Genomic DNA, 15384 nt, shown 5'->3' on the forward strand with positions numbered 1-15384 from the left:
ACCGCGTATGTTGGCCTCGTTAACCCATAAGACCATTCCACCATCGATCCCCGTTGTGCCGACTTCCGCTCGCAGGCGGGGCCGATTGCGGCTGAGCAAGCACAACGGGGCAAAAAGGAGCCAACAACCATGACTTTGCTTGCGACCAGCTTCGACACGTATCTCGCTCTGTACGATGACTTCACGCGCTTTCCAAACAATGTTGTTATGGATGAACAGCTGCCGATCGCGGGTGCCACCTGGAAAACGACCGGAGCAACCGCTCCCAAGATTTCTGGCGGCTATCTCGTCAGCGGAACGATCGATCCAGCTCAACAAGTTGGCTATCTTTATTCAATCCAACCAAATCCAGTTAACGAGCTTGGATGCGACATTGTGTGGTCCGGCGGCACTCAGATGGTGCCAGCCATGACGCTGACGATATCACCGGATACGAATGCAACCGGGCTTACGCTCACCAAGATGCTGCATTTCAATTTTGGGCCAATCGGATTCTATGTCAGCTTCGGGGATGCGGTGGGGCCGGGCGCACCGCTCCAGCCGGTCACCGCGGGCAACTGGACAGTGCCCATGAAGAACGACGATGCCACCGTCTACCGCGTGAAGATGGCGGTTCGTGGCAACAGTCTTGCCATCTTCGGCCCCAACGGCGAGGTGTTTGGATGGAGCGACGCACGAGTGTCCCAGTTCGCCGGTGGTCTTTGCTTTCTCGAACCCGCGATCTATTTCGAAGGTGGTCAGCAAGGCCTGACTGCCAAGGTCAAGCGGGCCTGGGCCGTGAGCGACGGCAGCACCGATACGAAAAGTGAACTCGCGAACCTCCCGACGGCCCCGTTTGCTGCCAACAACGATTTTGCAGCACTTGGAAACTATTTCTACTATGGACGGGTTGTCGGCGCCTTGAACACGATGGGCGAGGTCGATGTCGGAATCATTCGTGAAAGTCCCGGCACTTCATTCCCGCAAGTTCAGTTCGGTCCGACCAACATCATCACTTCGCTCGCAGGTGAAGCAATTGGCGGCGCCACGACGATTCCCACCGTTGACTACATTCCGGCTGGCACCTCGGTCACAATCGACCCTGGCCCAAACCAGGAAGTCGTCGAGATCATTTCGGTGAGTAGCTCATTCCCTCCCTATAGCCTCACAATTCCTGCGCCAGGTCTGGCGCGGGCGCATGCCGATGGGGCTATCGTGCAATGTGCCGCCGCTGAATCGATGCGATACACCGTGATTTATGATCAGTTTAACCGGATCTTCCAGTTTCCGCTCGACGGTGGGAAAATCGTGTCCTTTGGGGGCCACTTCTATATTACGACTCGGGTCGGACCAGACGGCCAGCCTATGCTGCAACTCGTTCTGGACAACAGCACGAGCCCCGGGGCGATCACGTCGTACAATGGACGCGTTCGTTTGGATCAAGGCAATACGTTCGCGACTGGTGTGGGCAATGCTCGTCCGACCGACGCGCTAAGAGTCGGCGATCAGTTCTACGACACCAACCTCGGAAAACCGATCTGGGTTGCCAGCGTAGCGCCAAATGGCACGGCGCTGTGGAAAGATGCTGCCGGCAACGGCGTATAAAACTCTGGACCAAGGTCCACGGGCCGGTGCGTACACCGCACCGGCCCAATAGCGGGTTGTTGAACCGCCGTCCGAAGCGTATAGCGGCGGCCATGTCGACCCCCATCGCCTCCGCGCCGGCCGAACCCATCCCGGAATGCCCGCACTGCCAGAAGCCGATGCCGCTGTGCATCTGCGACAGCGTCACGCCGATTGAGAACCGCCTGTCGCTGCTGATCCTCCAGCACCCGCAGGAGCAGGACAGGGCGCTCGGCACCGCGCGGCTGCTTGCGAGGCATTTCGCCGACGCCACGGTGCGGGTCGGCCTGTCCTGGCCGAGCCTGTCCAAGGCGCTGGGGCGGCCGGTCGAGAACGCCTCGCATTGGGCCGTGCTCTACCTCGGCTCGGCGCGCGCGGCCGATCTCGAGGCCGAAGGCGAGATCGTAGCGCTCGACCGCAAGGGCGCCATCGCGGACAACCAGCGTGCGCGGCTCGGCAAGCTCGAAGGCGTGGTGCTGCTCGACGGCACCTGGAGCCAGGCCAAGGCGCTGTGGTGGCGCAATCCGTGGATGCTCAAGTGCCAGCGCGTGATCCTCAATCCAGCGCATCCCTCGCGTTACGGACGTCTGCGCCGCGAACCGCGCAGCGACGGGCTCTCGACCATCGAGGCCGCGGCTACGATCCTCGCGGGGCTCGAGCGGCGTCCTGACATCGCCGACACGCTGCATGCGAGTTTTGAGCGGCTGTTGGCGCGCTACCGCGAGGTCCAGGCCGAGATGCCGGATTTGGCGCCCAAACCTGCGCCGAAGGGCCGTCGGCGCGACTTCCGGCGTCGTAAGCGCGCCTGACACCGGCCGATTTCATCCGTCCGGTTCATCCGCCATGGATCGGCCCGCTCTGGATCACATTGGCGACGATCGCAAGCGTCGGCCCAGTCTGTAGGGCAACTGTTCAACCAGGATCGCCGCGGCGAGAACGGCAGAGGAGGTTCTGGCCCGTTACCTTGGCGGCGCAAAGGGATAGCTGGCCGCCGGGGTTGCCTAAACCGTTCATCCCCTATATTGCTCCGCCCTTACGGGGCCACGTGGCGGAGTGGTTACGCAACGGTCTGCAAAACCGTGTACACCAGTTCAATTCTGGTCGTGGCCTCCATTTCAAATCAATGACTTAGTCGGGAGCCGTCGGCGCTGCGACCCCGCGCTGGGTTTTGAGCGCATCGTGAACCGATGGACGCAATTCGACCCAATAGTCAACAATGCGCGCAAAGCCCTTATGCGCGTCGGGTCAGAAAATCTCCCGGTCCTCCTCCAGCCATTCCCGCGCCGAGCTTGTCGCCGAGATCGAAATCGACGGAGACGAGTGAATTCAGGAACGTGCTGCCTCCGGAAGACCTCGAGCGGCGAGCCCTTCAAAGGAAGTGGACGATTGGCCCGCCATTGGATCGGCAGCGACATCTTGTCCTGAACAACCTTCATGGTACATTTAAGTCTGGATGCGGCCAAACCTGATGGGCCGACGCGATTTTTTTCGCGACTGCTGCCCAAAAGCCGGTACTCGAGAAGGTCGGTAGGATGCCAGACAACGTCGCCCTGTTCGCCATCATCATCCTGTTGCTCCCGATGTTCTATTTCTTGCTGGCCGCACCGGCCTTTCTGCTGGTGAAACTGGACATCCCACCCGTTGCCTTGCTGTTGCGCACCATGTTCAGTGGTTATTTCCTGACTGTGGCGGGCGCCGGCGTCGTTGGAACGATGGCCCTCGCAGTGACTGGCCATCTCCTTCTACCCGTTGGCATAGGCTTGATCGCGGCGTTCGCGGCCTTGTCTCGCCGCTGGTTCTTGCGGCAGATGGATGCCCGGCTCGGTGACAGCGATGCTGGCGCTGCGCGCCGGCTGCGACGGCTGCACTGGGGCGGCATGCTGAGCAACGCGGTCCAGCTTGCCGCCGTCGTGGCCTGCATTCCCTATATCGAAGTCTCACCACAGTCCGTTTGACGTCAACGGTCTGCAAGACCGTGGACACCAGTTAAATTCTGGTCGTGGCCTCCATTCCAAGTCTCTGATTATTCATCAAAATGTAGGTTCGCCGCCGTTCCAGGGGAACGCGTGGCGGCGACTTGTCGGGTCGCGCCCACCGTGTTCACCCGGGGCTTGGCGGAAACCAGCGATTCAGGCTCGATGGCATAGTCTTCGCATCTGCGAAGCGGTGCATTCCCGTCAACCGAGCGCTGGAGCAGACGTGGGCGAAATCGTCCGATTTGTCCCGAAATCCGAGCTGGAGCGGGCTCGTCTCATACGTGAGGCGCGCGCGATCTATGACAGCATCTTTCCGCCGGCTGCGCCCGAGCGGGCGCCGCAGGATGGCGAGGAAAGCTTCAAGGATTGATCGTTGCGCCCGGCCGCGGGGCCCGGCTATGCCGAACGGCCCGCGAGGCGGGCGCGTCCGTTCACGGTGGAGCCAGCCTCAGCAGGCCGCGTACCAGCCGTCGGGAAAGGGCAGGAGGGGCCAGGCGCCCTCGTTGTCGTTCGCAGCCGTCGGAATTGCCTTGCCCGTTGCCTCGAACGTCCACGAGCGGAGTACGAATTCCTCCTCCGCCGCCGTCGCGAAATCTTCGACGATCATGGCGTTCCGGACCGTATCCAGCAGCAAGTTGAACTCGGCTTCGCTCATCACACCCTCGCAGAACGCGGATGGCGCAATCTCGCAAACCCGGCTTGTTTCCGGATTGACCCGATCGGTCGCATTTTAGCGATCCGGCGATTGGGATCCGGTTGATTAACAATTTCTGAAGATCGGGCGAGTCCTACGGGCCTCCACGGCGTGGCAGGCGTGAAAGAGATCACGGTGCCAGCGGTCTATTTCTCCTACCCCTGCGCGCAACGGCCAATGCAGGCCGGGGCACGGCAGGACGGGAGACTTGGTCATGAAGGCGAGGTTTCTGCGGTTTGCGGGCGTGAAGAGCCGGGCGCGCGGCGCCTCGACGGTCGGACTGTTCCTGACGCTGTTCACCTCCGTCGCCCAGGCGCAGGGCACAGCCGAACAGCGGCGTGCGTGCACCCCCGACGGCTACCGGCTCTGCGCCGGCGAAATTCCCAACGTTCGCGCCATCACCGCGTGCCTGCGGCGCAACCGGTCGAGCCTCAGCGAGGCGTGCCGTTCCGTGTTCGATCAGGCCGGCGGCTGAATTGCCCGCCCTGTGGGTTTGTGCGCAGCAAGTACCTCGCACGGGCTCGCGAATCCGCCATACTCGGCCTGTGGATATGCTGCGGACAGGCTGTGGAAGGCCGGTTGATCCGCGGATGCCGGCCGCAGATGCTTCTGTCCGGCGCCACATCTCGATCGGAAAACGTCATATCTCTGTCAAATGGGTTCACCGGATGATTTCCGATCCGACGGATCTCTGCTTCGACCAATATCATTTGGTTGTCCCGAATTCGGGACCCTGCTGCGCCGGTCCCGCGGTCTGCGAACAGTTTTTGTGCAGCGGCTTGCCCAAATGCCGGGCGCACTCCATCCAATTTTTTGTACGCCCGCGGACAAGCTTTTCGCGGCGCACTCCCGCACGCTTCCTCCCGACATTGGACCATGGCAGGCGCCATGACATTTCGGAGGAACTGGCGAGATGGAGAAATCGGTTGGGCCCCAGGCGCGGCGGGGATTGGCGCGCGCATCATTGCCACGGCGCAAGCTCATGCTCGGCGCCGCCATCGCTTTCGGACTCGTCGTCGCCGCACCGCTGAGCGCGCAGGCCGCAGCGCCCGCCGCCTGCGCCGCGCTCCAGGAGAAATACCCGGACTGGAAGGGCAAGACGCTCGTCAACGCCATCAACCCGCACACGCCGGGCTATGAGACCATCGATCCCAAGGATCCCAGCAAGTACATCGGCTTCGATATCGATCTCGGCGAAGCCATCGGCGAATGTCTCGGCTTCAAGCTGACCTACAAGGCGGTGACGTTCGCGGCGCTCCTGACCACGCTCGCCGCGGGACAAGCCGACATCGTGATCTCCGACATCTACGCCACCAAGGAGCGCGCCAAGGCCGCCGACTTCATCACCTACTCGAAGGTGTTCGACGGCGTGCTGGTCGCCAAGGGCAATCCGAAGGGCATCAACGGCATCAACTTGTCGCTGTGCGGCGCCGCTGCCGCCGAAAACACCGGCTATGTCGAGGTGCCCCTGATCCAGGCGTTGATCCCGGAATGCAAGAAAGCCGGCAAGCCCGAACCGACCATCCAGCTCTACGACAACAACGCCAACTGCATTCAGGCGATCCTCGCCGGCCGCGCTGACACCTACATCAACGACGTCAATACCGTCGACAGCGCCGTAAAGGCCTATCCGGACAAGCTGGAGAAGGCGGTTGCGGTGACGATCCCGTATTCCGTCGGCATCGCCGTGCCCAAGAACAAGCCGAAATTCCGCGACGCCGTGCTCGCCGCATTGATCGAGGTGCAGAAGGCCGGCACGCACATGGAGCTTCTGAAGAAGCATGGGCTCGATGTGAACAATTTCATGGAGCCGGAAATCCTCACGGCCGACTAAGCGCGGTTTACCTCTCCCGACGGGGAGAGGTCGGCGCGAAGCGCCAGGTGAGGGGGCGGCGCGGCAAATGCGGTGCAGCGTAACCCTCACCCGGCTCGCATCTGACGATGCGATCCGACCTCTCTCTAAGGGAGAGGTGAACCGAGCCAGCCTCACTCGCTTTCTGCCAACCTCATTCCGCTGATGACTGCCGACTGATGTCGCTGTTCCTCCACTATCTGAGCATGCCGTACCTGCTCGCGGGCATTGAGCTCACCCTCGAGGTGACGGCCCTCGGGCTCGGCGGCGGATTGATCCTCGGGTTGATCCTCGCCGGCATGCAGCTCTCCCGCTTCTGGCTACTCTCGGCGATCGCCAGGGCCTATACCGTGATCTTCCGCGGCACCCCGCTGATCCTGCAGATGGTGTTCGCCTACGACGCGCTGCCGCATATCGGCATCAAGCTGCCGGCGGTGCTGGCCGCCGGCCTCGCGCTCGCCTGCAATGAGGCGCCGTTCATCGCCGAGATGCTGCGCGCCGGCGTGCTCGGCGTCGACCGCGGGCAACTGACGGCGGGGCAGGCGCTCGGCATGACGCCGTCAGTGCTGATGCGCAGGATCATCGCGCCGCAGGCCATCCGCACCATGATCCCGGCCTTCGGCAACGAGGCGGTGAGCGCGCTGAAGAATTCCTCGCTCGCCTCGGTGGTCGCGGTACAGGAGTTGACTCTGCGCTCGACGCAGCTGGCGTCCTCGACCTTCGACTTCTTCTCGATATTCTTCGCCTCGGGTCTGCTCTATCTCGTGCTGACCGCCACCATCAGCGCCATCCAGCTGTTCGCCGAATGGCTGCTCGATCTCGACCGCACGACGCGCCGCGAGCGCAAGCTCGCCGACTATCTGCCCTGGCGCCGCGTCGATCTCGTCACCAAGCTCGAGCTCGCCGATGCGACCGTCGCCGATCCCGAGCCCGCACCAGCAGAGCTCGCGGCCACCCCGCCGCTGGTCCTGTCCCGCGAGGCGCGCGCCCGCCGCGCCGCGACGATCGCGCGCAACAATATCGCGGTCGAAGTCAAGGACCTGACCAAAAGCTACGGCCCGCAAAAAGTGATCGGCGGCCTCGACCTCACGGTGCGCGTCGGCGAAGTGGTCGCGTTGCTCGGACCCAGCGGCTCCGGCAAGAGCACACTGCTTCGCTGCATCAACCACCTCGAAAGCTGGGACTCCGGCACCGTGCGCGTCGGCGGCCGGCGCCTCGGCTTTGGCGAGAATGGCAAGCTGTTGTCACCGCGGGCGATCGCCAATGAGCGCGCCAGCGTCGGCGTCGGCATGGTGTTCCAGCAATTCAATCTGTTCGCGCATCTCTCGGCCAAGGAGAACATCGCCGGCCCCTTGCGCTGGGTTCACGGCATGACCCGCATCGACGCCGACCGCCGCGCTGCCGAGCTGCTCGACCGCGTCGGGCTCTCCCATCGTGCCGATGCGCTGCCGCGGCATCTCTCAGGTGGCCAGCAGCAGCGCGTCGCCATCGCTCGCGCTCTGGCGCCCAATCCAAGCGTGCTGCTGCTGGACGAGCCGACCTCCGCGCTCGATCCGGAGCTGGTCAACGAGGTGCTGGAGGTGATCCGCCGCCTCGCCATCGACGACGGCCTCACCATGATCATCTCGACGCACCAGATCCGTTTCGCTGACGAGGTCGCCGACCGCGTCGCCTTCCTGAGCGGCGGCGCGATCATCGAGGAGGGGCCGGCGCACGAGGTGCTCTCCAATCCCCGCAATCCGCTGACGGCGCGATTCCTCAGCGTGATGGAAGCCGACAAGACTCCGGAGGCGGTGCGATGAGCGGCGCATCCGCAAGGTTCAAGACTCCCGAAGAGGCCACCTCATGAAGCATGTCACGCTGCCGGTTTCGCCGAAAACCGTCCACTGGGGCTATTTCTCCAAGACAGTCGCGCCCGCCCTGACGCTCCGCTCCGGGGATCGCGCCACCATCGAGACGCTGACCCATCACGCCAATGACGATTACGAGCGCATGATCCAGGGCGACCCCGGCGCCGAGAGCGTGTTCCAGTGGACTCGCGAGCACAAGGCCGTCGCGCGCCGCGGCTCCGGCCCGACGGAAGGCCCGTTCATCCGCGGCGCAGGCGAGGGGATCGGCGTGCATTTGCTCACCGGACCGGTCGCGATCGAAGGCGCCGAGCCCGGCGACATTCTCGAAGTGCGCATCCTCGACGTCCGGCCACGGCCGAGCTGCAGCGCCTGCCATGCCGGGCGCTGCTTCGGCTCCAACGTCGCGGCCAACTGGGGCTTTCACTATCACGACCTGATCGAGGAGCCGAAGCCGCGCGAGGTCGTCACCATCTTCGAGCTGGACACCTCCGGCGAGCCCTATGCGAAGGCCGTCTACAATTACGTCTGGACGCCGCAGACCGACCCTGACGGCATCGTGCATCCGACCATCGACTATCCCGGCGTGCGCGTGGATCACGCCACCATCAGGAAGCGCGAGAACATTCTTTCCAGCGTGAAGGTGCCGGCGCGGCTGCATTTCGGCACGATGGGCCTCGCGCCGTCGGAGGCCGATTTCGTCAGCTCGATCCCGCCGAGCTACACCGGCGGCAACATCGACGACTGGCGCATCGGCAAGGGCGCGCGGATGTTCTACCCGGTCGCGGTCCCCGGCGCCTATTTCTCGGTCGGCGATCCCCACGCCGCGCAGGGCGACAGCGAACTCGGCGGTACCGCGATCGAGACCTCGCTGACCGGCGATTTCGAGTTCATCCTGCACAAGAAGGCCGACCTCGCCGGCACCAATCTGGAAGGCCTCGACCACCCGATGCTGGAGACCGACCACGCCTGGTCGTTCTACGGCTTCACCTATCCGAACTATCTCGCCGCGCTCGGCGCCGACGCGCAAACCGAGATTGCCAACCACTCCAGTCTCGACCGTGCGATGCGCGATGCGTTCAGAAAGCTGCGTCGCTTCCTGATGACCGTGCACGGCCTCAGCGAGGACGAGGCGATCTCGCTGATGTCGGTCGGGGCCGATTTCGGCGTCACCCAGGTCGTCGACGCCAATTGGGGCGTCCACGGCACGATCCGCAAGAACATCTTCCGGTGCGACTAATGCATTGAGACGCGGTCTGTTTTGGGATGAGCACGTGACGAGCGGAGACCGTTTGCGGCCCGTCGCAGCGACGGACGATAGCCTTCGTCTGGCACGGAGGTTGCTTCGATCGACTGCAATCTGGGTCGATCCGATGAGCTTCCGCCCGTTCACGAGCGAGTCCTACGCGCAAGACGACCGTCCCGAAGCATGGCGGGACGTGCTGGCTGCGGTCGGCCTGCAACCGGCGGGCGGTCACAGCATCTTCGACGGACACGCGACCGCATCGCACCGGCACGCCGCGGGCGTTGCGCTGACACGCATGGCTGCGGGCGCGCAGAGCGTCGGTCCGCTCTCACGAGCAAGCGAAGACCTTCCCATCGCGCTGATGCCGGTCGAGGACGGCATGGTGCTGAAGAGCGCCGGCGGTCACCGTATCGTTCCCGTCGGTCATCTCGTGCTGCTGCCGCGCAGCGGCGATTGGAGCATCGTATTCCAGCGCGACATGCGCGCCGTCGTGCTGTCGGTGACGTCGGAGGCGCTGCACGGGCGCCTCTCGGGCAAGCCGCGGCTTGGCGAGCCCCGCGTCGTTCCGCCCAGCGGCTTTGCCGACGTCTTCTCCCGTCTGCTCGATGCCACCGCACGCACTCTCGACACATTGAGCGATCCCGAATGGAATTCGATTGCGCAATCCTTCGTCGATCTGCTGCTGACGCTCGTGCATCAGCTGGCGTCCTCGGCCTCCGATGCCGGATCGAGCGCGACGCAGGCCGCGCTGCTGCACCGGATCTGCCAGACCATCGAGCGTCGCCTCGACGATCCCGATCTGGTGCCGGCGCGCGTCGCGCAGGCGGAGGGAATTTCCGAACGCTACCTGCAAAAGCTGTTCGAGACGGTCGGGGACAATTTCACCCACTACGTTCGCGAGCGCCGGCTCCAGCGCGCCTGGGCCGACCTATCGAACCCAACCGAGGCACATCGCTCGATCTCGGAGATCGCCTACGCCTACGGCTTTGGCGATTCCGCGCATTTCAGCCGCGCCTTCCGCCACCGCTTCGGCCTGCCGCCGCGCGAGTTTCGCCAGCAGGAGGCGGAGCGCGCGACTGCACAGCACGGCGTCGCCGGCCAGCGCGGCTGGCCGCAGGAGGCGCTGGCGCTGCTTCGCGTCCATCAGAGCGTGGAGACGCGCAGCAGTGTCGCCTGTGCCGACGCCGAGGAGCGGACGAGCGCCGAACGCCGTCATCATCATCTCCCGGTCGAGGCCAGCCGCGTTCATTGGGGATATTTCAGCCGCTCGCTGCCGCCACAGATCGAGATCGCCTCGGGCGACACCATCACCATCGAGACGCTGACTCAGCACGCCTCCGACGATCCCGAGTTGATGATCGCCGGCGATGCCGCCGCCGAAAGCGTGTTCGGCTGGACGCGGGACAAGAAGAACGTCGACCGCCGCGGCGCGGGACCCATGGATGCGAGCGTGTTCGGCCGCGGTGCCGGCGAGGGGTTTGGCGTGCACATCTGCACCGGACCGGTCGCCGTAAAGGACGCCCAGCCAGGTGATGTGCTGGAGGTGCGCATCCTCGACATCGTGCCGCGCGCGAGCCGCAATCCGAACCACGCGGGCCGTGTGTTCGGCTCCTCGGTCGCAGCGTGGTGGGGCTATCACTACAACGAGTTTCTCGGCGGTCCCAAGCCGCGCGAAGCCGTCACCATCTATGAGATCTTCGACGACGCCGAGGTGCCGCACGCCCGCGCGCTCTATTCCTACCGCTGGGAGCCGCAGACCGATCCGTTCGGCGTCGTGCACGCCACCTACGACTACCCCGGCGTTCCCGTCGCACCCGACACGATCAAGCGCCGCCATGCCGTGCTCGACGGCATCAGGATCCCCCTGCGTCCGCATTTCGGCGTGATCGCGGTGGCGCCGCGCGAGGTCGATTTCGTCGATTCCGTGCCGCCATCCTATTTCGGCGGCAATCTCGACAATTGGCGGCTGGGGAAGGGGGCGGCCGTCTATCTCCCGGTTTCCGTGCCCGGCGCGCTTCTGTCGGTCGGCGATCCCCATGCCACGCAGGGCGACGGCGAGCTGAGCGGCACCGCAATCGAATGCTCGATGACCGGCACCTTCGAGGTGATCCTGCACAAGAAGGCCGATCTTGCCGGCCAGCCCTTCGCCGATCTCTCCTATCCCCTGATCGAGACCGAGACCGACTGGGTGCTGACCGGCTTCAGCCACCCGAACTACCTCGCCGAATTCGGCGCGCAGGGCCAGAGCGAAGTCTACGCGAAATCCTCGCTCGACCTCGCCATGAAGGACGCGTTCCGCAAGATGCGGCGCTTCCTGATGAACGTCAAAGGCCTCAGCGAGGACGAGGCGATCGCGCTGATGTCGGCCGCCGTCGATTTCGGCGTGACGCAGGTGGTCGACGGCAATTGGGGCGTGCACGCCATCCTCAGCAAGCGCCTGTTCCAGGACGCTTCTTAACAAGGACACCCAAGTGAAATTCCACATGATCAGCGGCGGACCGAAGCCGGTCGCGCCCTTCAGCCACGCGGTCGAATCCGACGGCTTCGTCTTCGTCACCGGCCAGATGCCGGACACGCCGCAGGCGCCGGGTGTGCTGCCCGAGGGCATCGTCGCGCAGACCCGCGCGGTGATGGAGAATTTGAAAGTGGTGCTCGCCGGCCTCGATCTCGGCCTCGAGCATGTCGTGATGACGCGCGTGTATCTGACCCGATTCAAGGACGACTATGCCGCGATGAACGAGACTTACCGCGCGTTCTTCGCGCCGGATCGGTTGCCGGCTCGCACCTGCGTCGGCGTCACCGGGCTTGCCTACGACGCGCTGATCGAGATCGATCTGGTGTGCCGGCGGCCGTAAGAGATCCAGGGCTACAAGCTTTTCCCGCGCCTCTGACAACGAGGGGGCCGTGATGATGCAAAGCTCGGCGAAGAATTCCCCGCGGCCAAGCGTGAGCGAGAAAGAGTTGCGAGGGCAGTTTGCCCGACGTTGCGAGCGGCGCAGTCATTCAGAATGTCTCCGCCGAGAGGCTTGGATTGCATCATCACGACAGCCCGATCTCCCTTCCGTAAAATTGCAATCGGTGCGTGCATGAAGTCTTGATCGGTTGTGATCTAGAGGTGATCACCCAGCTTGAACGCGGACCAGGTTCACGGCGACCAACCAGCAGAGTGCAGCAGGATCAGTGGAACGTGATCAACCCTTCGCTTCCGAAAGCACCAAAATGGTGCTTTAGTGCTTTCCATGAGCCAGTCGCCCCGAAACGCTCCGTCCGCGCTCCGTTACCGCCTCGCCCCTGACCCGGCCGCCAGGGCTGCGCTGGAGGCGACGTTCGAGGCCTATGACCGCATGATGGAGATTCTCGACGAGGTCGCGCGGAGCCACAATGTGGGTTCCAACGTGGTCCTGCTCCACGCTCATGCCTACGACCCGATCCGCAAGCAGACCGCGCTGCCCTCGCGTCTGGTGACGCTGGGTCTGCGCGACCGTGCCGACTATCGCGCAGCGCAGGGTCGCCGCCTGCCGCTCGACGACAAGCTGGCCAAGATCAAGGGGCCTGCCACGATCTCGATCGCGACGGTGCAGGGCCGTTTCAGCGTCCCGTTCGACTATGCGGGCTACGCCGAGGGCTGGGGGCAGAGCGCGCCCGCGCACCTCATCCGTACCGATGACGGTTTCGAAGTTCACTACGGCGTCACGCCAAACACTCTGCCAGAGGAGGAGAATGCCATGGATAGCATCGCTGCCGCCCCCGACAATTTCCTGTCCCGGGTCGGACGCCTGATCGCCGGGATCGCCTATGACGCGATCGAGCAGGCGGAAGGCAAGAACAAGCTCAAGGTGGTCGGACAGGCCATCCGCGAGATCGAACGCGCCGAGAGCGAGGCACGCGATGCGCTCGCGGCCGCGCGGGCCGAGGAATACCGCCTCAACGCCCGCCGCAACGAGATCGAGCGCGCGATGACCGATCTTGCCGCCAAGATCGAGGGCGCGATTGCGGACGGGCGCGACGATCTCGCCCGTGCCGGTATCGCGCGGCAGATGGATCTGGAGGCGCAATTCGAGGTCCTCTCGCGCGCAATCGACGAGAACAACGAGAAGATCGATCAATCCGTGACGTCGCTGCGCGCCGTGCTGTCGGCCCTCCAGGATGCCGAGCAGCGCCGCGCCGATCTCGAAAAGAGCGAGGCCATCGCCAGCCAACAGGCCTCGACATCGCCCCGGAAACAAGGCGGCGCTTCTGCGGCCGCCAAGGCGCTGCGCGCGGGCAAGGCGGTGGCACGGGCCACCGGCGTGCCGCCGGGCATCCCTTATTCGAGCGACATCGACGAGCTCAGCACGTTGCATCGCGACAGGGAAATTGCAGCGAGGCTGGCCCGGTTGAAGTCGGGCTCCTGAGTGCCGTGTCATGAGCGCGCTGCTCGAACACGTCATGTCGCCGGAGGTCAGGCCGTTTGCGATCGCGGCGGCCATGATCGTCATCGTCGGCTCGATCGAGGTGGTCTCGATGCTGGTGGGGGCTTCGCTCAGCGAAATGCTCGGCACCAACATCGACTTCGGTCACCCCAGCGACAACGGCGTGATCAACGCGATCTCGTGGATCAATGTCGGCGGCGTTCCGCTGCTTATCTTCCTGCTGCTGCTGTTGGGCGCGTTCTCCATCACGGGCTTCCTGATACAGGACATCGCGCGGATGGTGGCCGGTCCCCTGCCGGCGACGGTCGCCTCGATCGGGGCGGTCGCCGCATCGGTTCCGCTCGTCCGCGCTGCCAGCCGTACCATCGCGCGGGTCATTCCCAAGGACGAGAGCTACGCCGTCGGCCTAGGTGATCTCGTCGGGCGGGTCGGTGAGGTCGTCGTCGGTCCGCTCGACCAGGGTCCGCCCGGCCGCGTCAGCGTTGCCGACGTCCACGGCAATCGTCACTTCGTGTCGGCGGTCGCGGCACCTTCATCATCGCCGCTGCCGCAGGGAACCATGGTTCTCCTGGTCGATCGCGACGGCACCCGCTTCGTGGCGGTGAAGGCCGACGATGAACTCAAACCTTCCAAGCCCAGTCTAAGCAGCTAGCACGTCATCATCGGAGAAAGTCATGTTCGACATCGCAATCCCGGCCATGATCGGCGTCGCGCTGATCGTCGTTCTGGGGATCGTCTTCACCATTCTCTACAAGCGCGCTACCCGCGACGAGGCGTTCGTACGCACCGGGCTCGGGGGCAAAAAGGTCGTGCTCGACGGCGGCGCCATGATCCTGCCGATCTTCCACTCCTACGCCAGCGTGAATCTGAAGACGCTACGGCTCACCGTCGAACGCAAGGAGCGGGAATCCCTCATTACCAAGGACCGTTTGCGCGTCGACATCGTCGCCGAGTTCTATGTGCGCGTCCGCCCCGACGAGGAGAGCATCGCACTCGCAAGCCAGACGCTGGGCGCGCTGACCAACGATGCCGAGGCACTGCGCAACCAGGTCGAGGCGAAATTCGTCGACGGCCTGCGATCGGTGGCCGCGACCATGACCATCCTGGAGCTCCAGGAGAAGCGCTCGGACTTCGTCAAGCACGTGCAGTCCACTGTCGAGTCCGACGTCAAGTCGAACGGCCTCGAACTGGAATCTGTGTCCCTGACGAAACTCGACCAGACCGACGTCAAGTTCTTCAACCCGGAAAACTTCTTCGACGCCGAAGGCCTCACCCAGCTCAAGACCGTCACGGAGACCCGCCGCCGCGACCGCAACGCCATCGTGCGCGACAACGAGGTGGCAATCGCGCAAAAGGACCTTGAGGCGCGCCAGCAGACCCTGACCATCGAACGCACCAAAAAAGAGGCCGAACTCTCGCAGGAGCGCGACATCGCCAACAAGACCGCGAGCACCCGCGCCGAGGTCGCAACAGCGACGCAAACCGCGCGCCTGACCGAGGAGAACGCGCGCATCGACACCGACCGTGCGGTTGCCGAGAAGGAGGCGGGTGCCAAGCAGGTCAAGGAGACCGCTGTCATCGAATCGGATCTCGCAATCAACAAACGCAGAACCGACGCTCAGCGCGAGATCCAGATCGCGACTCAGGAGAACGAGATCCAGATCGCTGCCAAGAGCAAGGAAACCTCGGAAGCCGTCGCCGAAGCCAAGACCGCCGAAGCGCTCGCCGTCTCGGCTGAGGAAAAGGTGGTCACCG

14 protein-coding genes and 1 tRNA gene are annotated in these 15384 nt (G+C 64.2%); 14 read left to right on the top strand and 1 reads right to left on the bottom strand.

Annotation, left to right across the window (positions count from 1 at the left end; genetic code table 11):
- Nucleotides 1–129: 129 nt before the first annotated feature.
- The 5 genes from AX729_RS27110 (at nucleotide 130) to AX729_RS40695 (ending at nucleotide 3948) form a co-directional block, all read left to right on the top strand.
- Nucleotides 130–1584, top strand: coding sequence for a hypothetical protein (locus AX729_RS27110; RefSeq protein ID WP_156457230.1), 1455 nt, complete (start codon nucleotides 130–132; stop codon nucleotides 1582–1584).
- Nucleotides 1585–1676: 92 nt separating this feature from the next.
- Entirely contained in the window at nucleotides 1677–2411 is a 735-nt protein-coding gene (locus AX729_RS27115) for a tRNA-uridine aminocarboxypropyltransferase (RefSeq protein WP_061027293.1), read from the top strand.
- A gap of 230 nt (nucleotides 2412–2641) precedes the next feature.
- A tRNA-Cys gene (locus tag AX729_RS27120) sits at nucleotides 2642–2715 on the top strand.
- 419 nt (nucleotides 2716–3134) lie between these two features.
- Nucleotides 3135–3557, top strand: coding sequence for a hypothetical protein (locus AX729_RS27125; protein WP_061027294.1), 423 nt, complete (start codon nucleotides 3135–3137; stop codon nucleotides 3555–3557).
- A gap of 244 nt (nucleotides 3558–3801) precedes the next feature.
- The gene (locus tag AX729_RS40695) at nucleotides 3802–3948 is read left to right on the top strand and encodes a hypothetical protein (protein WP_197433679.1); all 147 of its coding nucleotides are present in this window, start codon (nucleotides 3802–3804) and stop codon (nucleotides 3946–3948) included.
- Between the two features lie 78 nt (nucleotides 3949–4026).
- Here the strand turns inward: AX729_RS40695 and AX729_RS27130 are convergent, their stop codons facing one another.
- On the bottom strand, nucleotides 4027–4233 hold the full coding sequence (locus AX729_RS27130) for a hypothetical protein (protein WP_061027295.1): 207 nt from the start codon (nucleotides 4231–4233) through the stop codon (nucleotides 4027–4029).
- Between the two features lie 253 nt (nucleotides 4234–4486).
- Between AX729_RS27130 and AX729_RS27135 the strand changes: the two genes are divergently transcribed.
- The 9 genes from AX729_RS27135 to AX729_RS27175 form a co-directional block, all read left to right on the top strand.
- On the top strand, nucleotides 4487–4747 hold the full coding sequence (locus tag AX729_RS27135) for a hypothetical protein (protein WP_061027296.1): 261 nt from the start codon (nucleotides 4487–4489) through the stop codon (nucleotides 4745–4747).
- Nucleotides 4748–5185: 438 nt separating this feature from the next.
- Nucleotides 5186–6106, top strand: a complete 921-nt coding sequence (locus tag AX729_RS27140; RefSeq protein ID WP_082770547.1) for an ABC transporter substrate-binding protein — start codon at nucleotides 5186–5188, stop codon at nucleotides 6104–6106.
- Between the two features lie 197 nt (nucleotides 6107–6303).
- On the top strand, nucleotides 6304–7926 hold the full coding sequence (locus tag AX729_RS27145; protein WP_061027298.1) for an amino acid ABC transporter permease/ATP-binding protein: 1623 nt from the start codon (nucleotides 6304–6306) through the stop codon (nucleotides 7924–7926).
- Between the two features lie 43 nt (nucleotides 7927–7969).
- Nucleotides 7970–9211 (top strand): acetamidase/formamidase family protein, encoded by a 1242-nt coding sequence (locus AX729_RS27150; protein ID WP_061027299.1) that lies wholly within the window; start codon nucleotides 7970–7972, stop codon nucleotides 9209–9211.
- A 133-nt stretch (nucleotides 9212–9344) separates the two neighbouring features.
- Nucleotides 9345–11675 (top strand): acetamidase/formamidase family protein, encoded by a 2331-nt coding sequence (locus AX729_RS27155; protein WP_061027300.1) that lies wholly within the window; start codon nucleotides 9345–9347, stop codon nucleotides 11673–11675.
- Between the two features lie 13 nt (nucleotides 11676–11688).
- Entirely contained in the window at nucleotides 11689–12072 is a 384-nt protein-coding gene (locus AX729_RS27160) for a RidA family protein (protein ID WP_061027301.1), read from the top strand.
- 375 nt (nucleotides 12073–12447) lie between these two features.
- Nucleotides 12448–13611: a PspA/IM30 family protein gene (locus AX729_RS27165; RefSeq protein ID WP_061027302.1), complete on the top strand. Its 1164-nt coding sequence runs from the start codon at nucleotides 12448–12450 to the stop codon at nucleotides 13609–13611.
- 10 nt (nucleotides 13612–13621) lie between these two features.
- Nucleotides 13622–14281 (top strand): OB-fold-containig protein, encoded by a 660-nt coding sequence (locus tag AX729_RS27170; protein ID WP_061027303.1) that lies wholly within the window; start codon nucleotides 13622–13624, stop codon nucleotides 14279–14281.
- Between the two features lie 22 nt (nucleotides 14282–14303).
- A partial coding sequence (locus AX729_RS27175; protein ID WP_245325401.1) for a flotillin family protein occupies nucleotides 14304–15384 on the top strand: 1081 nt, incomplete at its 3' end.

This window comes from Bradyrhizobium sp. CCH5-F6, from assembly GCF_001556045.1.
In the GTDB taxonomy this organism is placed as follows: Bacteria; Pseudomonadota; Alphaproteobacteria; order Rhizobiales; family Xanthobacteraceae; genus Bradyrhizobium.

What these genes read in the sequence shown, in the direction of transcription:
- AX729_RS27115 (WP_061027293.1), top strand. Translation starts at nt 1,677, where the DNA reads ATGTCGACCCCCATCGCCTCCGCGCCGGCCGAACCCATCCCGGAATGC.
- AX729_RS27155 (WP_061027300.1), top strand. Translation starts at nt 9,345, where the DNA reads ATGAGCTTCCGCCCGTTCACGAGCGAGTCCTACGCGCAAGACGACCGT.
- AX729_RS27130 (WP_061027295.1), bottom strand. Translation starts at nt 4,233, where the DNA reads ATGAGCGAAGCCGAGTTCAACTTGCTGCTGGATACGGTCCGGAACGCC.
- AX729_RS27135 (WP_061027296.1), top strand. Translation starts at nt 4,487, where the DNA reads ATGAAGGCGAGGTTTCTGCGGTTTGCGGGCGTGAAGAGCCGGGCGCGC.
- AX729_RS27150 (WP_061027299.1), top strand. Translation starts at nt 7,970, where the DNA reads ATGAAGCATGTCACGCTGCCGGTTTCGCCGAAAACCGTCCACTGGGGC.
- AX729_RS27125 (WP_061027294.1), top strand. Translation starts at nt 3,135, where the DNA reads ATGCCAGACAACGTCGCCCTGTTCGCCATCATCATCCTGTTGCTCCCG.
- AX729_RS27140 (WP_082770547.1), top strand. Translation starts at nt 5,186, where the DNA reads ATGGAGAAATCGGTTGGGCCCCAGGCGCGGCGGGGATTGGCGCGCGCA.
- AX729_RS27145 (WP_061027298.1), top strand. Translation starts at nt 6,304, where the DNA reads ATGTCGCTGTTCCTCCACTATCTGAGCATGCCGTACCTGCTCGCGGGC.
- AX729_RS27170 (WP_061027303.1), top strand. Translation starts at nt 13,622, where the DNA reads ATGAGCGCGCTGCTCGAACACGTCATGTCGCCGGAGGTCAGGCCGTTT.
- AX729_RS27110 (WP_156457230.1), top strand. Translation starts at nt 130, where the DNA reads ATGACTTTGCTTGCGACCAGCTTCGACACGTATCTCGCTCTGTACGAT.